General features: G+C 64.3%; 13 protein-coding genes and 1 pseudogene. 10 read left to right on the top strand and 4 right to left on the bottom strand.

Annotated elements, in window-relative coordinates; all coding sequences use genetic code 11:
* Positions 1-57: 57 nt before the first annotated feature.
* Positions 58-1,557: a helicase HerA domain-containing protein gene (locus NKJ23_RS17710; RefSeq protein ID WP_352681417.1), complete on the top strand. Its 1,500-nt coding sequence runs from the start codon at positions 58-60 to the stop codon at positions 1,555-1,557.
* Positions 1,558-1,789: 232 nt separating this feature from the next.
* Here the strand turns inward: NKJ23_RS17710 and NKJ23_RS17705 are convergent, their stop codons facing one another.
* The 3 genes and pseudogenes from NKJ23_RS17705 to NKJ23_RS17695 all read right to left on the bottom strand — a co-directional run.
* The gene (locus NKJ23_RS17705) at positions 1,790-4,294 is read right to left on the bottom strand and encodes an adenylate/guanylate cyclase domain-containing protein (RefSeq protein ID WP_352681415.1); all 2,505 of its coding nucleotides are present in this window, start codon (positions 4,292-4,294) and stop codon (positions 1,790-1,792) included.
* A gap of 42 nt (positions 4,295-4,336) precedes the next feature.
* The gene (locus tag NKJ23_RS17700; RefSeq protein ID WP_352448431.1) at positions 4,337-5,431 is read right to left on the bottom strand and encodes a branched-chain amino acid ABC transporter substrate-binding protein; all 1,095 of its coding nucleotides are present in this window, start codon (positions 5,429-5,431) and stop codon (positions 4,337-4,339) included.
* Positions 5,432-5,674: 243 nt separating this feature from the next.
* Positions 5,675-6,031 (bottom strand): annotated as a pseudogene (locus NKJ23_RS17695) (ABC transporter permease subunit); the annotation flags it as partial.
* Between the two features lie 117 nt (positions 6,032-6,148).
* On the opposite strand from NKJ23_RS17695, the gene NKJ23_RS17690 reads away from it, so the two are divergent.
* A complete protein-coding gene (locus tag NKJ23_RS17690) occupies positions 6,149-6,748 on the top strand; it encodes an ANTAR domain-containing response regulator (RefSeq protein ID WP_023676288.1) in 600 nt (199 codons plus the stop codon).
* Positions 6,749-6,750: 2 nt separating this feature from the next.
* The gene (locus NKJ23_RS17685; protein WP_352448432.1) at positions 6,751-7,986 is read left to right on the top strand and encodes a CmpA/NrtA family ABC transporter substrate-binding protein; all 1,236 of its coding nucleotides are present in this window, start codon (positions 6,751-6,753) and stop codon (positions 7,984-7,986) included.
* A gap of 243 nt (positions 7,987-8,229) precedes the next feature.
* Here the strand turns inward: NKJ23_RS17685 and NKJ23_RS17680 are convergent, their stop codons facing one another.
* Complete coding sequence (locus tag NKJ23_RS17680) at positions 8,230-8,358, bottom strand: hypothetical protein (RefSeq protein WP_352448433.1); 129 nt, start codon at positions 8,356-8,358, stop codon at positions 8,230-8,232.
* Here NKJ23_RS17680 and NKJ23_RS17675 point away from each other — a divergent pair.
* From NKJ23_RS17675 to nirD, 7 genes are all read left to right on the top strand, one after another.
* The gene (locus NKJ23_RS17675) at positions 8,345-9,661 is read left to right on the top strand and encodes a CmpA/NrtA family ABC transporter substrate-binding protein (protein ID WP_352448434.1); all 1,317 of its coding nucleotides are present in this window, start codon (positions 8,345-8,347) and stop codon (positions 9,659-9,661) included. The genes NKJ23_RS17680 and NKJ23_RS17675 overlap by 14 nt on opposite strands.
* An 84-nt stretch (positions 9,662-9,745) precedes the next feature.
* Positions 9,746-10,642, top strand: coding sequence for a nitrate ABC transporter permease (gene ntrB / locus NKJ23_RS17670; protein WP_352448435.1), 897 nt, complete (start codon positions 9,746-9,748; stop codon positions 10,640-10,642).
* 11 nt (positions 10,643-10,653) lie between these two features.
* On the top strand, positions 10,654-11,451 hold the full coding sequence (locus tag NKJ23_RS17665; protein WP_352591076.1) for an ABC transporter ATP-binding protein: 798 nt from the start codon (positions 10,654-10,656) through the stop codon (positions 11,449-11,451).
* 252 nt (positions 11,452-11,703) lie between these two features.
* Positions 11,704-12,042, top strand: coding sequence for a hypothetical protein (locus NKJ23_RS17660; RefSeq protein WP_352681412.1), 339 nt, complete (start codon positions 11,704-11,706; stop codon positions 12,040-12,042).
* Between the two features lie 58 nt (positions 12,043-12,100).
* Positions 12,101-13,402 (top strand): MFS transporter, encoded by a 1,302-nt coding sequence (locus NKJ23_RS17655; RefSeq protein WP_352634970.1) that lies wholly within the window; start codon positions 12,101-12,103, stop codon positions 13,400-13,402.
* 19 nt (positions 13,403-13,421) lie between these two features.
* The gene (nirB, locus tag NKJ23_RS17650; RefSeq protein ID WP_352495738.1) at positions 13,422-15,872 is read left to right on the top strand and encodes a nitrite reductase large subunit NirB; all 2,451 of its coding nucleotides are present in this window, start codon (positions 13,422-13,424) and stop codon (positions 15,870-15,872) included.
* A 66-nt stretch (positions 15,873-15,938) separates the two neighbouring features.
* Positions 15,939-16,268 carry a nitrite reductase small subunit NirD gene (gene nirD, locus NKJ23_RS17645; protein ID WP_023676297.1) on the top strand — a complete coding sequence of 110 codons (330 nt, stop codon included), beginning with the start codon at positions 15,939-15,941 and terminating at the stop codon, positions 16,266-16,268.
* Positions 16,269-16,270 lie beyond the last annotated feature (2 nt).

The raw sequence follows: 16,270 nt of genomic DNA, 5'->3' as shown, positions 1-16,270 counted from the left end.
CGCGCTCGACGGGCTGTGATGCGGTTGATAAGCCCTCACCGCAAGGAGAGTCGAGACATGACTGTTGCGATCGAGATGGGCCAGACGAGCGCAGGCGCCCCGGCGGCGCTGGATCTTGAGGAACTGCTGGCGACGCGCCTTCTGGTGCAGGGCAATTCGGGCTCCGGCAAATCCCATCTGCTGCGCCGGCTCTTGGAGCAGAGCGCGCCCTGGGTGCAGCAGACCATCATCGACCCCGAAGGCGACTTCGTGACGCTGGGCGACCGCTTCGGCCACCTAGTGATCGATGCCGAGGAGCATACCGAGCGCGGCCTGCAGAGCGCCGGCGAGCGGGCGCGCATCCACCGCGTCTCCACGGTGCTCAATCTCGAGGGGCTCGACGCCGAGAACCAGATGCGGCGCGCCGCCGCCTTCCTCGGCGGGCTTTTCGAGGTCGCCCGCGACACCTGGTACCCGATGCTGGTGGTGGTGGACGAGGCGCAGCTGTTCGCGCCAGCCGTTGCCGGCGAGGTTTCGGACGAGGCGCGCAAGCTCTCGCTCGGCGCCATGACCAACCTGATGTGCCGTGGCCGCAAACGCGGGCTGGCCGGCATCATCGCCACCCAGCGGCTTGCCAAGCTTGCCAAGAACGTCGCCGCCGAGGCTTCCAATTTCCTCATGGGCCGGACTTTTCTCGATATCGACATGGCGCGTGCCGCCGACCTTCTCGGCATGGAGCGCCGCCAGGCCGAGGCCTTTCGCGACCTTGAGCGCGGGCAATTCATGGCGCTCGGCCCGGCGCTGTCGCGGCGTCCGCTCGGCTTGCGCATCGGCCCGACCGATACGAGTCCGCGCAACGCGACCCCGCGCCTGATGCCGCTGCCGGAAGCGGCGTTGGAGGATGCCCGCGCGATCATCCTGGCGGCGCCGCCGCCCGAAACCGTCCGGCCGCAGCGCCGGTCGTCGCCGGACCTGCTCGATCAGCTGATGGCGGCAAAGTCGGCGGCGCTGGAAATCCGCCCCGAACCGGTGGAGCCGCCGATCAGCGCCGAGGATCTGGCGGAGCGGCGGGAGCGCGTCGACCGGGTGCTGCGCGCCGTGCTGGCGCAACCCGACGCAGGCTTCCGGGTCATCGGCGTGCTTTATCAGGAGTTCGTGGTCCGCTGCCGCATCGAGGGCCTCGCCTCGGTCGTGCCGGACCTGCCCGAGTTCCGCCGCATGCTGACCCGCGCCCGCGCCGGCCTCGGCTCCGACATGGCAGGCGACGACGCCTGGCAGGACGTCTCGGCGCGCGCCTCGCTGCTGCCCGAGGACATGCAAGGCGTGTTCATGATGATCGCTCGCGCCGCCAAGGAGGGCTGGCCCTGCCCGAGCGACGCGGCAATCGCCCGCGCCTACGGCTCGCACTCGCTACGCCGCGCCCGGCGCCTGCTGAGCTATATCGAGGAGCAGGGGCTGATCGTCTGCCAGCTCGACGGGGTCGGACGGCGGACAGTGACGCTGGTGGAGCTGGCCTGGGCGACGGCGCCGGGCGATCCGAACGCGGAGGAGGCGAAGCAGGGGAGGGTGGCTGTTTGATTGGGGTGGTTTAGGCCAAAACTGACGTTACTCAACATCAGCAAAGCGCCATATCCGGACCTTGCCAGTGATGCCGTGAATGTTAAGTCTCGGCTCCGATGCGGACGTTCCGCCCGAGTTCGAAGACTGACCGCGACCGTTCTGCGGCCTTCGCATCGATAGCGCCAATGAGCGGCGTCCCACATCCCACTCCTTGTGTCCATTGGGAGGGGTCGTTGTGGACCAAGCCCTACTACCCAGGCTTGTGACGAAGCCGATCCAGCGCGTCTCGAAGTGCATTGGCGGCATCGCCACGCTCGTCAGGGGACATCAGCTCCGGTTCAAGTTCCAACCTGAAGTGCGGCAGCTCCGTTCGAACAGCACGACGAGCGGCCGCCAAATTGGCCTTCAGATCGATGACGCGGTAGGTGGCGACGGGATAGGCGATCCCCTTGACCTGGACTTGCCCCAGTTCCTCACAGTCGATTGCGTCCTTCACTTGCGCAAACGTCTCGTAGGAAATGAGGATGGCCCCCGGCGGCGCCTCCTGCTCCAGGCGCGAGGCGAGATTCACGGCGCCGCCGATTATCGTGTAGTCCATCCGGTCCTCGCTGCCGAAGTTACCGACGGTGCAGTAGTCGGTATGGATGCCGATGCGACAGCGCAGCGGTGTTTCGATCCCCATGTCCCGCCAGACTTCGGCAAGCTCGCTAATCCGCTTTTGCATTGCAAGTGCCATCTGCGCGCAAGCCAGCGCGTCCTCCTTGACGCCGCGAGTCTCGGGATCGCCGAAAAACATCAGGATCGCGTCGCCGACATATTTGTCGATCGTCGCGCCGTGATCCGAAGCAATTTTCGACATTTCCGTCAGATAGTGATTGAGGAGTTGGGTGAGATCCTCGGATTCCATTTTGTCAGTGGTCTCGGTAAAGCCGGCGATATCGGAGAAGCATATTGTCAGTTTCTTCCGCTGGCTGGCGATCCTGACCTCCTGGCGGCCGGTGAATATCGAGCGATACACCTGGGGCGCCAGATACTTCGCCAGCTTGCTGGAAAGCGCCTCCAGAACCACGGATTTCTCGGCGAGGTTCTCCTCCCTTTGCTTCAGCTCAGTGATGTCCGAATAGACGGCGACCGTGCCGCCGGCGCTGATCCGCCGCTCGCTGACCATGACCCATCGCCCGTCGCCTCGCCTCTGCACCCAAGGTTCGCCAGGGTTGCGGTGCCGCGAGAGGCGCTCGGCGACCCACTCCTCGACCCGCCCCTCGGCGTCCCTGATGTAGCCGCGCTCAGCGGATCGGCGAATGATTTGCTCGAATGTCGTGCCGGGCGTCAGTTCGCTCTCCAGACCGGTGTAGAGCAATTCGCGGTAGCGGCTGTTGCTGAGGACGAGCCGGTCCTCCCAGTCGTACAGAGCGAATCCTTCGGAGATGCTTTCGATGGCATCGATGAGCCGCTGACGAGCTTCCGCAACGTCGCGCAGGTTCTTTTCCTCGACCTCGACAGCAGTATCCCGGAAGAGTCTCAGCGCTTCGGCCATGCGCCCGATTTCGTCGCTGCCCGCGGCTGGCAGCGGCGCACGAAGATTGCCCCCCGCAATCGCGAGCATGCCTTGGCTCACGGCCCCCAGTCGGGCGAGGAGGCTGCGGTCGACATAGAGCCAGACAACCAGAACCGAACTCAGGAGGCTGAGAAAGGCGGAGCCGAGTACAACCGCGGTGCCGTAGCGCTGGACGAGCGCGGCTTCGCGACCGGACGCAGCGATCTCCTGATCTGCCGTGGCGACCAGGCGATCGACGCCAGCGGTGAGATTGCGCGACAGTCGATTGTTCTCGGCCAGAAGCCTTTCGCCCTGTGCCAGGACAGCAAACTCGTCCTCCCGCACCTTGGGGATGCTGTCCTCGCCGTCGGTCAAACCCCTGAACTCGTCAACACGCTGCCGGAAGCGGGTCCGCAGCTTTTCGTCGATCTCCGTGGAAACCTTTTCAAGAGCAGTAAGCGAACGGCGTAGCGGAAAAAGGATCAACGCCAGGTCGCCCGGCGTCGGCGCGTTCGCGACCTTCACCAGCGCGTCGTTGACCGCCGAGATCTCCAGCTGCGCCTTCTGCTGGGGAATGTAAGCCGCAATCGCCTGGACCAGGTCGGCCATCGCCGCTGCGCGTCGATCGGGCGACAGCGATGTGTCGGCCGCGACCGCCCGCCATTGCGGGAGCCTGGAATCCATTACTAGGATGCCGGTGGCCACAAGGCGCTGGCTTCCGGTCGTCGTCGCGGCGAGGCGGTTCAGGAGCTCCTCCTTGCGGGCGACCACGTCGAGCCGGGCGACAACAAGAGAGTCGAGCTCCTTCAGGTTGCGCCTCAGAACAATCGCGGCTTCCTCGATCTCGGCCAAAGGCACTGTGCCCAACGTGGCATCCCGGAGGTCCGTGCGCAGGGCCTCGAGGCGGGACATCTCGAGCGCGACGGCAGCCGAGACCTCGCTGTGCTGAGCCCTGCTTGTCGCTGCCAGCACCGATGGCGCGGCAGCAGCGACCCGTTCGGCCTGGCGCGACAGCTGGAGGGAGGCGAGCGCCGACGGCACTCGATCCGTGGTAATTCGGTCCACGACGTCGCCAACCTGGAGGAAGGCATAAAGCGCCGCAGCGGTTGCCAGCACCGCAAGGGCGCTGATCCCGAAGAAGGCGAGCAACAGCCGGCCGCGTATGCCGAGGCGTTCAAGCTCGGCGAGTCGGAACAGTCCGGCCACACTGGTCTGCATCAGACTAGACATCTCAGCCGGCACGCCGGCGATCAGCGAACCCTATTCAACCGGCACGTACTCTCCGCCGCGCCACACGTACCAAACCCAACTCTGCTTCGTGAGGTCGCCCTTGTCGTCGAAATCGACCCGGCCGATGACGGTGTCGAATTCCTGTTCGTGCAGTGCCGCAATGATGGCCTTCTGCTCCAGCGAACCTGCCTTCGAGACTGCCTGGGCCCAAACCTGGACCGCGCAGTAGCTCAACAGCGTGTAGCCCGCGGGTTCGAAATTCTCCGCACGGAACTGCTCAACGACCGCGGCCGCTTCGGGGCTTCGCCTCGGGTCCGCCGGGAACGTGAAGAGGGTGCCCTCCGCCGCGGGGCCGGCGATCAGGGCAAATTCCTCGGTCGCCAAAGCATCTCCGGATATGAGCTGAACCGTGTAGCCACTGTCGTGTGCAGCGCGAGCAATCAGCGCAACCTCGGCATGATACCCACCCACATATAAGGCGGAGACGCCGGCGGTCTGCAACGTAGCGACCTCGGCCGAATAGTCGTCCTTCCCGGGAATGTATGCGTCGTAAACGGCCTCAGTCACGCCCCGCTTGTTCAGCTGCTTCCTGGTCTCGTCGGCGAGACCCTTCCCATAGGTCGAATTGTCGTGGAGGATCGCAATCTTCTTGTTGCCCCAGCGATCGGCAAGGTAGTTGCCGGCGATGAAACCTTGCGCGTCGTCGCGGCCAATGGTGCGAAAGACATTGGCACGGCCCTGTTCGGTCAGCTGCGGATTGGTCGAGCCTGGGGATATCTCAACGACGCCCGCCTCCTCGTACACTTTTGATGCGGGGATCGAGGCCCCGGAGCAATAATGCCCGACGACGAGCACGACCCCGTCAGCCACCAGCTTCTTGGCGGCCGCCACAGCTTGCTCGGGATCGCAGAAGTCGTCGACCGAGATGAGCCTCACCTTCTGGCCGAGCACGCCGCCCGCCGTGTTGACGTCGGCCACTGCCATCTCCGCGCCGCGCTGTCCCTGCTCGCCGATCCAGGCGAGCCGTCCCGTCATCGCAGCCGAGACGCCGATCAGCACCTCCGCCCGCGCGGAGCTGAACACGGCCGCGAGAACTAAGATCGCTATGGCGATGATGCGGTGCATGTCTGCACCCCCTTAACTGTAGCTTACGCCAATCCCGTCAAAGCCGACAGCCCCTTCGGCAAGCGCGACTGTCTCGGGCTGCTATTGCAGCACACACCCAATTTGGCGAAGCAAGCATACACTGGAATGGCGTGTCATAACTTCGTTCGCTGAGGTCGGAATCGCGCGCCAAATCCGGACGTTACCACTGACCGGAGTGAGCGTCGTGATTGGGTCAAAGCAGCCCCCCGCCTCAGCTTCCCCCTATCTCTCCTCCACAATCCGCAAATCGGCCGCCGTCACAAACAGCACGATTAATCCAAACAATATCCACCACGCCCCTTCCGGCATCTGCAAAATCGTCAGCAGCGTCGTCAGCGCGGTAGGGATCAGCGCCGTTGATTGTGCCGGTGCAGCCGCCGCGGCCGCCGAAGATCGAGGTGCCGCCGACGACGGCGGCGGCCACCCAAGGCAGCACCAGCGGGTCGGCGAGCGACGGCCTTGATCAGGCCGATGTAGTGCAGCGCCGACGAGCACGCTCGAGATAACGTAGAGCGCGGTGATCACCTGCCAGCAGCGTACGCCGGACAGGCGCGTTGCCCGTTCGTTGTCGCCGACCGCCGCCCGCGACGCTGGCCGTCGCGTCCAATTCCTCAGGCGGCGCCTGGACGCCGGCTTTGTTTCCGTGAATCTCGCGATGCCGCATTGCACAATCGTCTCGCCTGCGCAAAATGCGGCATGATCCGCAAATCCCTCACTGTCCTGGTGATCGATGAGAACCACATCCGCGCTTCGATAATCGAAGCGGGATTGCGGGAGGCTGGGCATCAGCAGGTCACGGTCATCCATGACGTCGCCGGCATAGCGCGGCGGATCGCCGAGATCGAACCCGACGTGATCGTCATCGATCTCGAAAATCCCAACCGCGACATGCTCGAAAACATGTTCCAGCTTTCGCGCGTGGTGAAGCGGCCGATCGCCATGTTCGTCGACCGCTCCGATCAGGCTTCGATCGAAGCAGCGGTGGAAGCGGGGGTATCAGCCTATGTCGTCGACGGCCTGCGTCAGGAGCGGGTCAAGCCGATCCTCGACATGGCAATCAGCCGCTTCAATGCGTTTTCGCGCATGGCGCGCGAACTGGAAGAAGCCCGCAGCGAATTGGAAAGCCGCAAGGTGATCGATCGCGCCAAGGGCATCCTGATGAAGTCGCGCGGCCTGTCGGAGGACGCGGCGTATACGCTGCTGCGCAAGACCGCCATGAACCAGAACCGCAAGATCGCCGAGATCGCCCAGAGCCTGGTAACGGCGGCAGGCCTGCTGGATCCCGAGGAGAGTTGAGAATGGCGGCCGCGCACCGGATCAATGCTGGCTTCATGCCGCTCTTCGACAGCGCTGTCCTTGTCGCGGCGAAGGAAATCGGCTTCGCCCTGCGTGAAGGCATCGACCTGACGCTCAACCGGGAAACATCCTGGGCCAACATCCGCGACCGCATCGCCATCGGCCATTTCGATCTGGCGCACATGCTGGGGCCGATGCCGATCGCCTGCAATCTGGGGCTGACGCCGCTCGCCTCCGATACCGTCGTGCCGTTCTCGCTCGGCCTCGGCGGCAATTGCGTGACGGTTTCGAACGCGGTCTGGGCCGGCATGGCCGCGCACGGCGCCCAACCCGATCTCGATCCGGCGCGGGCCGGCAAGGCGTTGGGAGCGCTGATTCGTGAACGGGCGAATGGCGGCGGCGATCCGCTTCGCTTCGCCGTCGTCCATCCGCACTCCGGTCACAATTACGAATTGCGCTACTGGCTCGCCGCCTGTGGCATCGACCCGTCGCGTGAAATCGAGATCGTCATCGTGCCGCCCCCCTTCATGGCCGACGCACTCGCCGCCGGCAGGATCGACGGCTACTGCGTCGGCGAACCCTGGAACAGCGCCTCGGTCGTCGCCGGCACCGGCCATATCGCCACGGTCAAGGCGGCCATCTGGAAGACCAGCCCCGAGAAAGTCGTCGGCGTGCGCAAGGCATGGGCGGAAAGAGAGCCGGACGCGCTTTCAGCCCTGCTGCGTGCGCTTCATCACGCGGCGCGCTGGTGCCAGGATCCGGCAAACCGTGGCGAACTCGCGGCCCTGATGGCGCAGCCGGCCTTCCTCGGGCTTGCGCCGGCGCTGCAGATGCCGATCCTCAGCGGGCATCTGGCGCTCGGCGGCAGCGCCGAACTCAGTGTCGGCGACTTCTTTCTGCCCTTCAACAAGGCGGCGAACTTCCCGTGGAAGAGCCATGCGCTGTGGTTCTACACGCAGATGGTGCGCTGGGGGCATGTCGCGCACACGCCGGAAAACCTCGCTATTGCCCGCGACTGCTACCGCCCCGATCTCTACCGCTCGGCGTTGAAGCCGCTTGGCGTGGCGCTTCCCGGTGCCAATGCCAAGGTCGAGGGCGCGCTGAAGGCCGCGACTCCGGTCGGTTCGGCGGGGGCAAGCCTGGTGCTCGGTCCCGATGGTTTCTTCGATGGCCAGATCTTCGATCCCGACGAGATCGACGCCTACATTGCCGGCCAGAAATTGGCGCGCGCCGTCTGATCATTTCGGCGCCATTCTTGTGCGCTGCACAAAAAATGTGCGTGCAACTGCGCTAATGAACAATCTTTGGCTTGCTCGCCCAGCGGGCCGGCGCGCCGACGATTTTGGCAAGTCATTGATCTCATTGATGTTTGTCATCCATTCCGAAACTGGCACGGTTCCTGCGTTGCAATAGGCAGACTCTTCTCGGGTCACGGAATAGGCGTCCAATGGCGGGCGCTACAGGCAACGCTGCCGCTCAGGTCAACACGCGATCCCGGATGGACGGACGCGCGCGGCCTGGCCGGCGGCTTTTTTGTTTTGGTCGAACACGCAATCGACGGCGCCGATCCCAAGCCGCGCCCAACCGGAGATGACGATGACGAAAAGCACCAATAGCCATTCCGCCCAAACGGCGATCAGCCGCCGCGATTTCCTGAGGATCAGCGCGGCCACCGCGGCAACGCTGGCCGCGGCGCGTGCGCTGCTGCCCTCCGGCGCCTATGCGGCGCCCGCCGCGCCGGAAGTCACCGGCGCCAAGCTCGGCTTCATAGCGCTGACCGATGCGGCGCCGCTGATGATTGCCAAGGAGAAGGGCCTGTTCGAGAAATTCGGCATGCCCGACGTCGAGGTGCTCAAGCAGGCCTCCTGGGGGGCGACGCGCGATAATCTGGTGCTCGGCGGCGAAGCCAACGGCATTGACGGCGCCCATATCCTGACGCCGATGCCTTATCTGATGCACACCGGCAAGGTGACGCAAAACAAGCAGCCGCTGCCGATGGCGATCGTGGCCCGGCTCAACTACGACTGCCAGGGCATTTCTGTCGCCCAGGAATATGCCGGCACCGGCGTCGGCCTCGACGCCTCAAAGCTGAAGGACGCCTTCGCGGCCAAGAAGGCCGCAGGCAAGGAGGTGAAGGCCGCCATGACCTTCCCGGGCGGCACGCACGATCTTTGGCTGCGCTACTGGCTGGCCGCCGGCGGTATCGATCCCGACAAGGACGTATCGACCATCGTCGTGCCGCCGCCGCAGATGGTCGCCAACATGAAGGTCGGCAACATGGACGTGTTCTGTGTCGGCGAGCCGTGGAACGAGCAACTCGTCCACCAGGGCGTCGGCTTCACCGCCGCCACCACGGGCGAGCTATGGAAGGGGCATCCGGAAAAGGCGCTCGGCCTGCGCGCCGCCTTCATCGACAAGTATCCGAACGCCACCAAGGCGATCCTGATGGCCGTCATGGAAGCCCAGCAATGGTGCGAGGCAAAAGAAAACAAGGACGAGATGGCCGCCATCATCGGCAAGCGGCAATGGATGAACGTGCCGACCGCCGACATAATCGGCCGCCTCAAGGGCGACATCAATTACGGCAATGGCCGCGTCGCCAACGGCACCGATCTCTACATGAAGTTCTGGCAGGGCGGCGTGTCCTATCCCTTCAAGAGCCACGACTCCTGGTTTCTCGCCGAAAACATACGCTGGGGCAAGTTCGCGCCGACCACCGACATCAAGGCGCTGGTCGACCAGGTCAACCGTGAGGATCTGTGGCGTGAGGCGGCCAAGGATCTTGGTGTCGCCGCGGCCGATATTCCGGCGTCTTCATCGCGCGGCGTCGAGACCTTCTTCGACGGCAAGATCTTCGATCCGGAGAACCCGTCCGCCTATCTCGACAGCCTGAAGATCAAGGCATCGGCCTGAACGGTGCAAACGGCGCTCGCGCCGTTTGTCGCCACAAGCGCAACGGCGCCGCTTGTCGCCAAATGCCAAAGGAGCGTTCGAGAAATGTCTATCCAAGCCATCGAGGACCGCAAGGTGAAGCCGTTCCCCGCACCGGCCAAGCCCGCCGAGGTCATCGCCTTGACCGCCAGGGCGCGGCGCCGCTTCGACCCGGCCGCGATCGCCGCCAAACTGGCCAGCACGCTGGTGCCGCCGGTCATCGTCATTACCATTATGCTCGTCGTCTGGCAGGTCGCCTGTTCGTCGCCCACAGCCAGCCTGCCACCGCCGAGCCAAGTGTGGAACGAGGCCTATGACCTGATCGCCCACCCGTTCTTCGACAATGGCCCGCAGGACATCGGACTCGCCTGGCGGGTGCTGATGTCGCTGCAGCGCGTCGCCATGGGCTTCGGCCTGGCAGCAATCGTCGGCGTCGCGCTCGGCGCGCTCGTCGGCCAGTCGATCTGGGCGATGCGCGGTCTCGATCCGGTCTTCCAGATCCTGCGCACGGTGCCGCCGCTCGCGTGGCTGCCGCTGTCGCTGGCGGCGTTCCGCGATTCCAGCCCGTCGGCGATCTTCGTCATCTTCATCACCTCGATCTGGCCCATCATCATCAACACCGCGGTCGGTGTCCGCAACATCCCCGAGGACTACCGCAACGTCGCCCGTATCCTCCGGCTCAATCAGTTCGAGTTCTTTGTGAAGATTATGGTGCCGGCGGCCGCGCCCTACATCTTCACCGGCTTGCGGATCGGCATCGGCCTGTCCTGGCTCGCCATCGTCGCCGCCGAAATGCTGACCGGCGGCGTCGGCATCGGCTTCTTCATCTGGGACGCGTGGAACTCGTCGCGCCTGCCCGACATCATTGTCGCGCTCGCCTATATCGGCGTCACCGGCTTTTGCCTCGACCGCCTGGTCGCGGCGGTCGGCGTCTTCGTCACCCGCGGCACAACGGCAAAGTGAGGAGAGGGACGATGACGGCCTATCTGAAACTCGACCACATCGACAAATCCTTCGCCCGCGGCAGCCAGGTCAGCGACGTGCTGAAGGACATCCGGCTGACCATCGACAAGGGCGAATTCGTCTCGATCATCGGCCATTCCGGCTGCGGCAAGTCGACCTTGCTCAACCTGATCGCTGGCCTGACCAAGGTCTCGGCCGGCGCGGTTCTGTTGGAAGACAAGGAGGTCGACAGCCCCGGTCCCGAACGCGCCGTGGTGTTCCAGAACCACAGCCTGCTGCCATGGCTCACCGTCTACGAAAACATCAATTTGGCAGTCACGAAGGTCTTTGGCCGGAGCAAGAGCCGGGCCGAGCGGCATGAGTGGATCATGCGCAATCTCGATCTCGTGCAGATGGCGCATGCCAAGGACAAACGTCCGGCCGAGATTTCGGGCGGCATGAAGCAGCGCGTCGGCATCGCCCGGGCGCTGGCCATGGAGCCGAAGATCCTGCTGCTCGACGAGCCCTTCGGCGCGCTCGACGCGCTGACGCGCGCCCATCTTCAGGACGCGGTGATGGATATCCATTCGAGGCTCGGCTCGACGACGATCATGATCACCCATGATGTCGACGAGGCGGTGCTGTTGTCCGACCGCATCGTCATGATGACCAACGGCCCGGCGGCCACCATCGGCGAGGTTCTTGCCGTGCCGCTGGCCCGGCCGCGCCGGCGCATCGAGCTTTCCTCCGACCGCACCTTCCTGCGCTGCCGCGAGGCGGTGCTGAAATTCCTCTACGAACGCCACCGCTTCGTCGAAGCCGCGGAGTAAGGCCATAACGGGAAAACTCGTCATCATCATTGGCAATCTGCATCGGCAATGGGCAATCTACCGCATTGCACAAATATTATGCTGCTGTGCAAGGCATTCTGACTAATCTTTGATCCGCTGCCGAGCTTGGTCAAGAGTCGCGCGGCTGCGGTTCACATTGGTTTCATTCGATAATTAAGAGCGCTGTCGAATTGGCACGCTTCCTGCTTTCCAAAATGTAGGGTCCGCAAGGGCCAAGTGAAACGGCGTCCAATGGCGGGCGCCACAGGCAAAGCTGCCGCTCAGGTCCACACGCGCTCCCGGAAGCCCGGACGCGAAGACCTGGCCGGCGGCTTTTTTGTTTTGATGCAATCGACGGCGCTGGTCCCAAGCGGCGCCCAACCGGAGACGACGATGACGAAACGGATCGGAACTGGGGCGTGCCTCGCGGACTTCACGCGCCGCGATTTTCTGGCCGTCAGCGCGCTGACGGCGGCGCTGTTCACCGCCGCGCTCCTCCTCTTTCCCGCCGGCGCCAAGACTGACGGCAAGGGTCTCGAAGTGACCGCGCAAAGGTCGGTTTCAACCAGTTCGCCGATGCTGCGCCGCTGACAGTCGCGAACGAACAGACAAGGGCGGTGCCTCCCACGCCGCAAACCGGAGCCAGAAAATGACCGCAAATCTCCCAGCCGCGCCCAGCCAGGACAGTGCTCCCCGCCAGGCGCTTGCCATGTCCACCATCGCCTTCACCGTCTGCTTCGCGGTGTGGACGATCTTTTCAATCATCGGCGTGCGCATAAAGCAGGAGCTGGGGCTGAACGAGACGGAGTTCGGCCTGCTCGTCGGCACGCCGATCCTCACCGGCTCGCTCGTGCGTATGGTGCTCGGTGTCTGGACCGACCGTTTTGGCGGACGGCTGGTATACACCGCGACCATGCTTGCGGCGGCGGTCGCGACCTTTCTGCTCGCTTTTGCGCACACCTACGGGCAGATGCTGGTCGCCGCACTAGGCGTTGGGCTCGCCGGCGGTTCCTTCGCCGTCGGTGTCGCCTATGTCTCGCGCTTCTTCCCGGCCGGCAAGCAGGGTACGGCGCTTGGCATTTTCGGTGTCGGCAATGTCGGCGCCGCGGTCACCAAGTTCCTGGCACCGTTCGTGCTTCTCTCCTGGGGCTGGCAGTCGGTCGCGCTGATCTGGGCGGCAGCACTCGTCGTCATGGCCGCCGTCTTCTGGTTCACGACCGGCGACGATCCGGTCATCCGCGAGCGCCGCGCCGGCAAGGCAGCGCCCGCGAGAAGCTTCTTGCAGGAATTCGCGCCGCTCAAGAACCTGCAGGTCTGGCGCTTCGCCTTCTATTATTTCTTCGCCTTCGGTGCATTCGTGGCGCTCTCGCTGTGGCTGCCCCGCTACCTGATCGGCGTCTACGGCTTCGGGCTTGCGACCGCCGGCATGATTGGGGCGGCCTATTCAATTCCGGCAAGTATTTTCCGCGCCTACGGCGGCGTGCTTTCCGACCGGATCGGCGCCCGCACCGTGCTCTACTGGACCTTCGCTGTCAGTGCCGCCGCGACTCTCGTTCTGTCTCTCCCCTCGGCAGATTACGTCGTGCGCGGTGTCAGCGGGCCGATCGCCTTCCATTTCGAGGTCGGCCCGCTCGCCTTCATAGCCGTTGCCTGTGTGCTCGGCTTCTTCATGAGCCTTGGCAAGGCTGCCGTCTACAAGCACATCCCGGCTTACTATCCGCAGAGTGTCGGCGCGGTCGGCGGCGTTGTCGGCATGATTGGCGGGCTCGGCGGCTTTATCCTGCCAATCGTCTTCGGAGCGCTCAACGACCTCACCGGCGTCTGGTCGAGCTGCTTCATGCTGCTCTTCGTCATCGTCGCCACCTGCTTTGCCTGGATGCATTTTTCCATCCGGCGGATGGAGCGCACGGCGTCTGACGAAGCCTCAGGCCTTTCCTACGCGGCTGAGTGAGACCGGAGTGGATCAGGACATGACCGAGAAACTCGTTATCATTGGCAACGGCATGGCCCCCGGGCGCATGCTGGAGCACCTCCTGGAAAAGGCGCCTGGGCGCTACCAGGTCACCATCTTCAACGCCGAGCCGCGCGTGAACTACGACCGCATCATGCTCTCGCCGGTTCTGTCGGGCGAAAAGGCCTATGAGGAGATCATCATCCATGGCGACGGCTGGTACATCAAGCACGGCATCACCCTCTACAAGGGCCACAAGATCGTCGCCATCGACCGGCAGGCAAAGACCGTCACCTCCGATCATGGCGTGACCGAGCCCTACGACAAGCTCGTCATCGCCACCGGCTCGGTGCCGTTTATCATTCCGGTGCCAGGCCATGATCTGCCCGGCGTGCTCACGTATCGCGATCTCGACGACGTCCGGGCGATGATGCTTGCCGCCCAGTCGCGGGCCAAGGCGGTGGTCATCGGCGGCGGCCTGCTCGGCCTGGAAGCGGCTGCGGGTCTGAACGCGCAAGGGATGGACGTCACCGTGCTGCACGTCATGCCGACGCTGATGGAGCGTCAGCTCGATCCGGCCGCCGGATATCTCCTGCAGCGCGCCGTCGAGCAGCGCGGCATCAAGGTCATCACCAAGGCCAACACCCAGGCGATCACCGGCAACGGCAAGGTCGAGCGGGTGGAGCTTGCCGACGGCACAGTCATTCCCGCAACGCTCGTCGTCATGGCGGTGGGCATCAGGCCGAATGCGGCGCTGGCGAAGGAAGCCGGCATTGCGGTCAATCGCGGCATCGTCGTCGACGCCGGCATGCGCAGCAACGATCCCGATATCTACGCAATCGGCGAATGCGCCGAGGTCAACGGCCAGGTCTACGGGCTGGTCGCGCCGCTCTACGAGATGGCGCGCGTCGCCGCCAGCCATCTGGCCGGCAATGAGGCGGCGGCTTTCGTCCACATGGACACGCCGACCAAGCTCAAGGTCACCGGCATCGAGCTGTTCTCGCTCGGCGACTTCGCCGAGGGCGATGACCGCCAGGAGATCGTGCTGCGCGATGCCGCGGCCGGCGTCTACAAGCGCCTGGTACTCAAGGACGACCGCATCATCGGCACCGTGCTCTATGGCGAGACGGCGGACGGCGCATGGTTCAACGACCTCAAGAAGAAGCAGACCGACATATCCGAGATGCGAGATACGCTCATCTTCGGCCAGTCCTACCAGGGAGGCGCCCCCCTGGACCCTATGGCGGCCGTTGCAGCCTTGCCGGATGATGCGGAAATCTGCGGCTGCAACGGCGTATGCAAGGGAAAGATCACCGGCGCGATCACGGCCAGGGGCTTGACCTCGCTCGACGACGTGCGCGCCCACACCAAGGCGTCGGCCTCCTGCGGCTCCTGCACCGGGCTGGTCGAAAAGCTGATGGTGCTGACCATCGGCGACAAATACAACCCCGCGGCGGTCCAGCCGATGTGCAGCTGCACCGCGCTTGGCCATGACGAGGTCCGCCGGCTGATCAAGGCCAAGGGCTTGAAGACCATTCCCGCCGTCATGCAGGAACTGGAGTGGAAGACCTCCTGCGGCTGCGCCAAATGCCGGCCGGCGCTCAACTATTATCTCGTCTGCGACTGGCCCGACGAATACGCCGACGATTACCAGTCGCGCTTCATCAACGAGCGCGTCCACGCCAACATCCAGAAGGACGGCACCTATTCGGTGGTTCCGCGCATGTGGGGCGGCGTCACCAACGCCGCCGAATTGCGCGCCATCGCCGATGTCGTCGACAAGTTCGAGATTCCGATGGTCAAGGTCACCGGCGGCCAGCGCATCGACATGCTCGGCATCCGCAAGGAAGACCTGCCGGCGGTATGGGCCGATCTCGGCCAGGCCGGCTTCGTCTCCGGCCACGCCTATGCCAAAGGGCTGCGCACGGTGAAGACCTGCGTCGGCTCGGACTGGTGCCGCTTCGGCACGCAGGATTCGACCGGCTTGGGCATCCGTATAGAAAAATTCATGTGGGGCTCGTGGACCCCGGCCAAGGTCAAGATGGCGGTGTCGGGCTGTCCGCGAAACTGTGCTGAGGCGACCTGCAAGGATGTCGGCGTGATCTGCGTCGATAGCGGCTACGAGATCCATTTCGCCGGCGCCGCCGGTCTCGACATCAAGGGCACCGAAGTGCTCGGCCTGGTCAAGACCGAGGACGAGGCGCTGGAGCATATCGTGGCGTTGACGCAGATGTATCGCGAGCAGGGCCGCTATCTCGAGCGTATCTACAAATGGGCCAAGCGCGTCGGCATAGCTGAGATCAAGCGTCAGATCATGGACGATGGCGAGAAGCGCAAAGCCTATTTCGAGCGCTTCGTCTTTTCGCAGAAATTCGCCCAGGTCGACCCATGGTCGGAACGTGCTTCCGGCAAGGACAAGCATGAATTCCGGCCGATGGCTTCGGTCGGCTTTGCCCAGGCGGCGGAGTAGGCGCGTGTTCCCGAAAAGTGGAATGCGGTTTTCGGACAAGAACACGCGCAAAAGAGGAATGGCCACATGAATTGGGTATCGATCGGCACGCTCTCGGACATTCCGCGTCGCGGCGCGCGCTGCGTCGCCACGCCCGAAGGCAAGATCGCCGTCTTCCGCACGGCCGACGATCAAGTCTTCGCCATCGACGACCATTGCCCGCACAAAGGTGGGCCGCTCAGCCAGGGCATCGTCCATGGCACGGCGGTGACCTGTCCCTTGCACAATTGGGTGATCTCGCTGGAGACAGGCAAGGCGCTCGGCGCGGACGAGGGCGCGGTGCGCACCATTGCCGTGCGGATCGACGGCGAGCGGCTGTTCATTGCGCTGGAAGCGCTGGCCAGCCGCGCGGCGTGAAC

Source organism: Mesorhizobium sp. M0184 (assembly GCF_040322215.1).
Taxonomy (GTDB): Bacteria; Pseudomonadota; Alphaproteobacteria; order Rhizobiales; family Rhizobiaceae; genus Mesorhizobium.
Note: the sequence above shows the minus strand (reverse complement) of the source record. Positions and strands in the feature narration are given on the sequence as shown.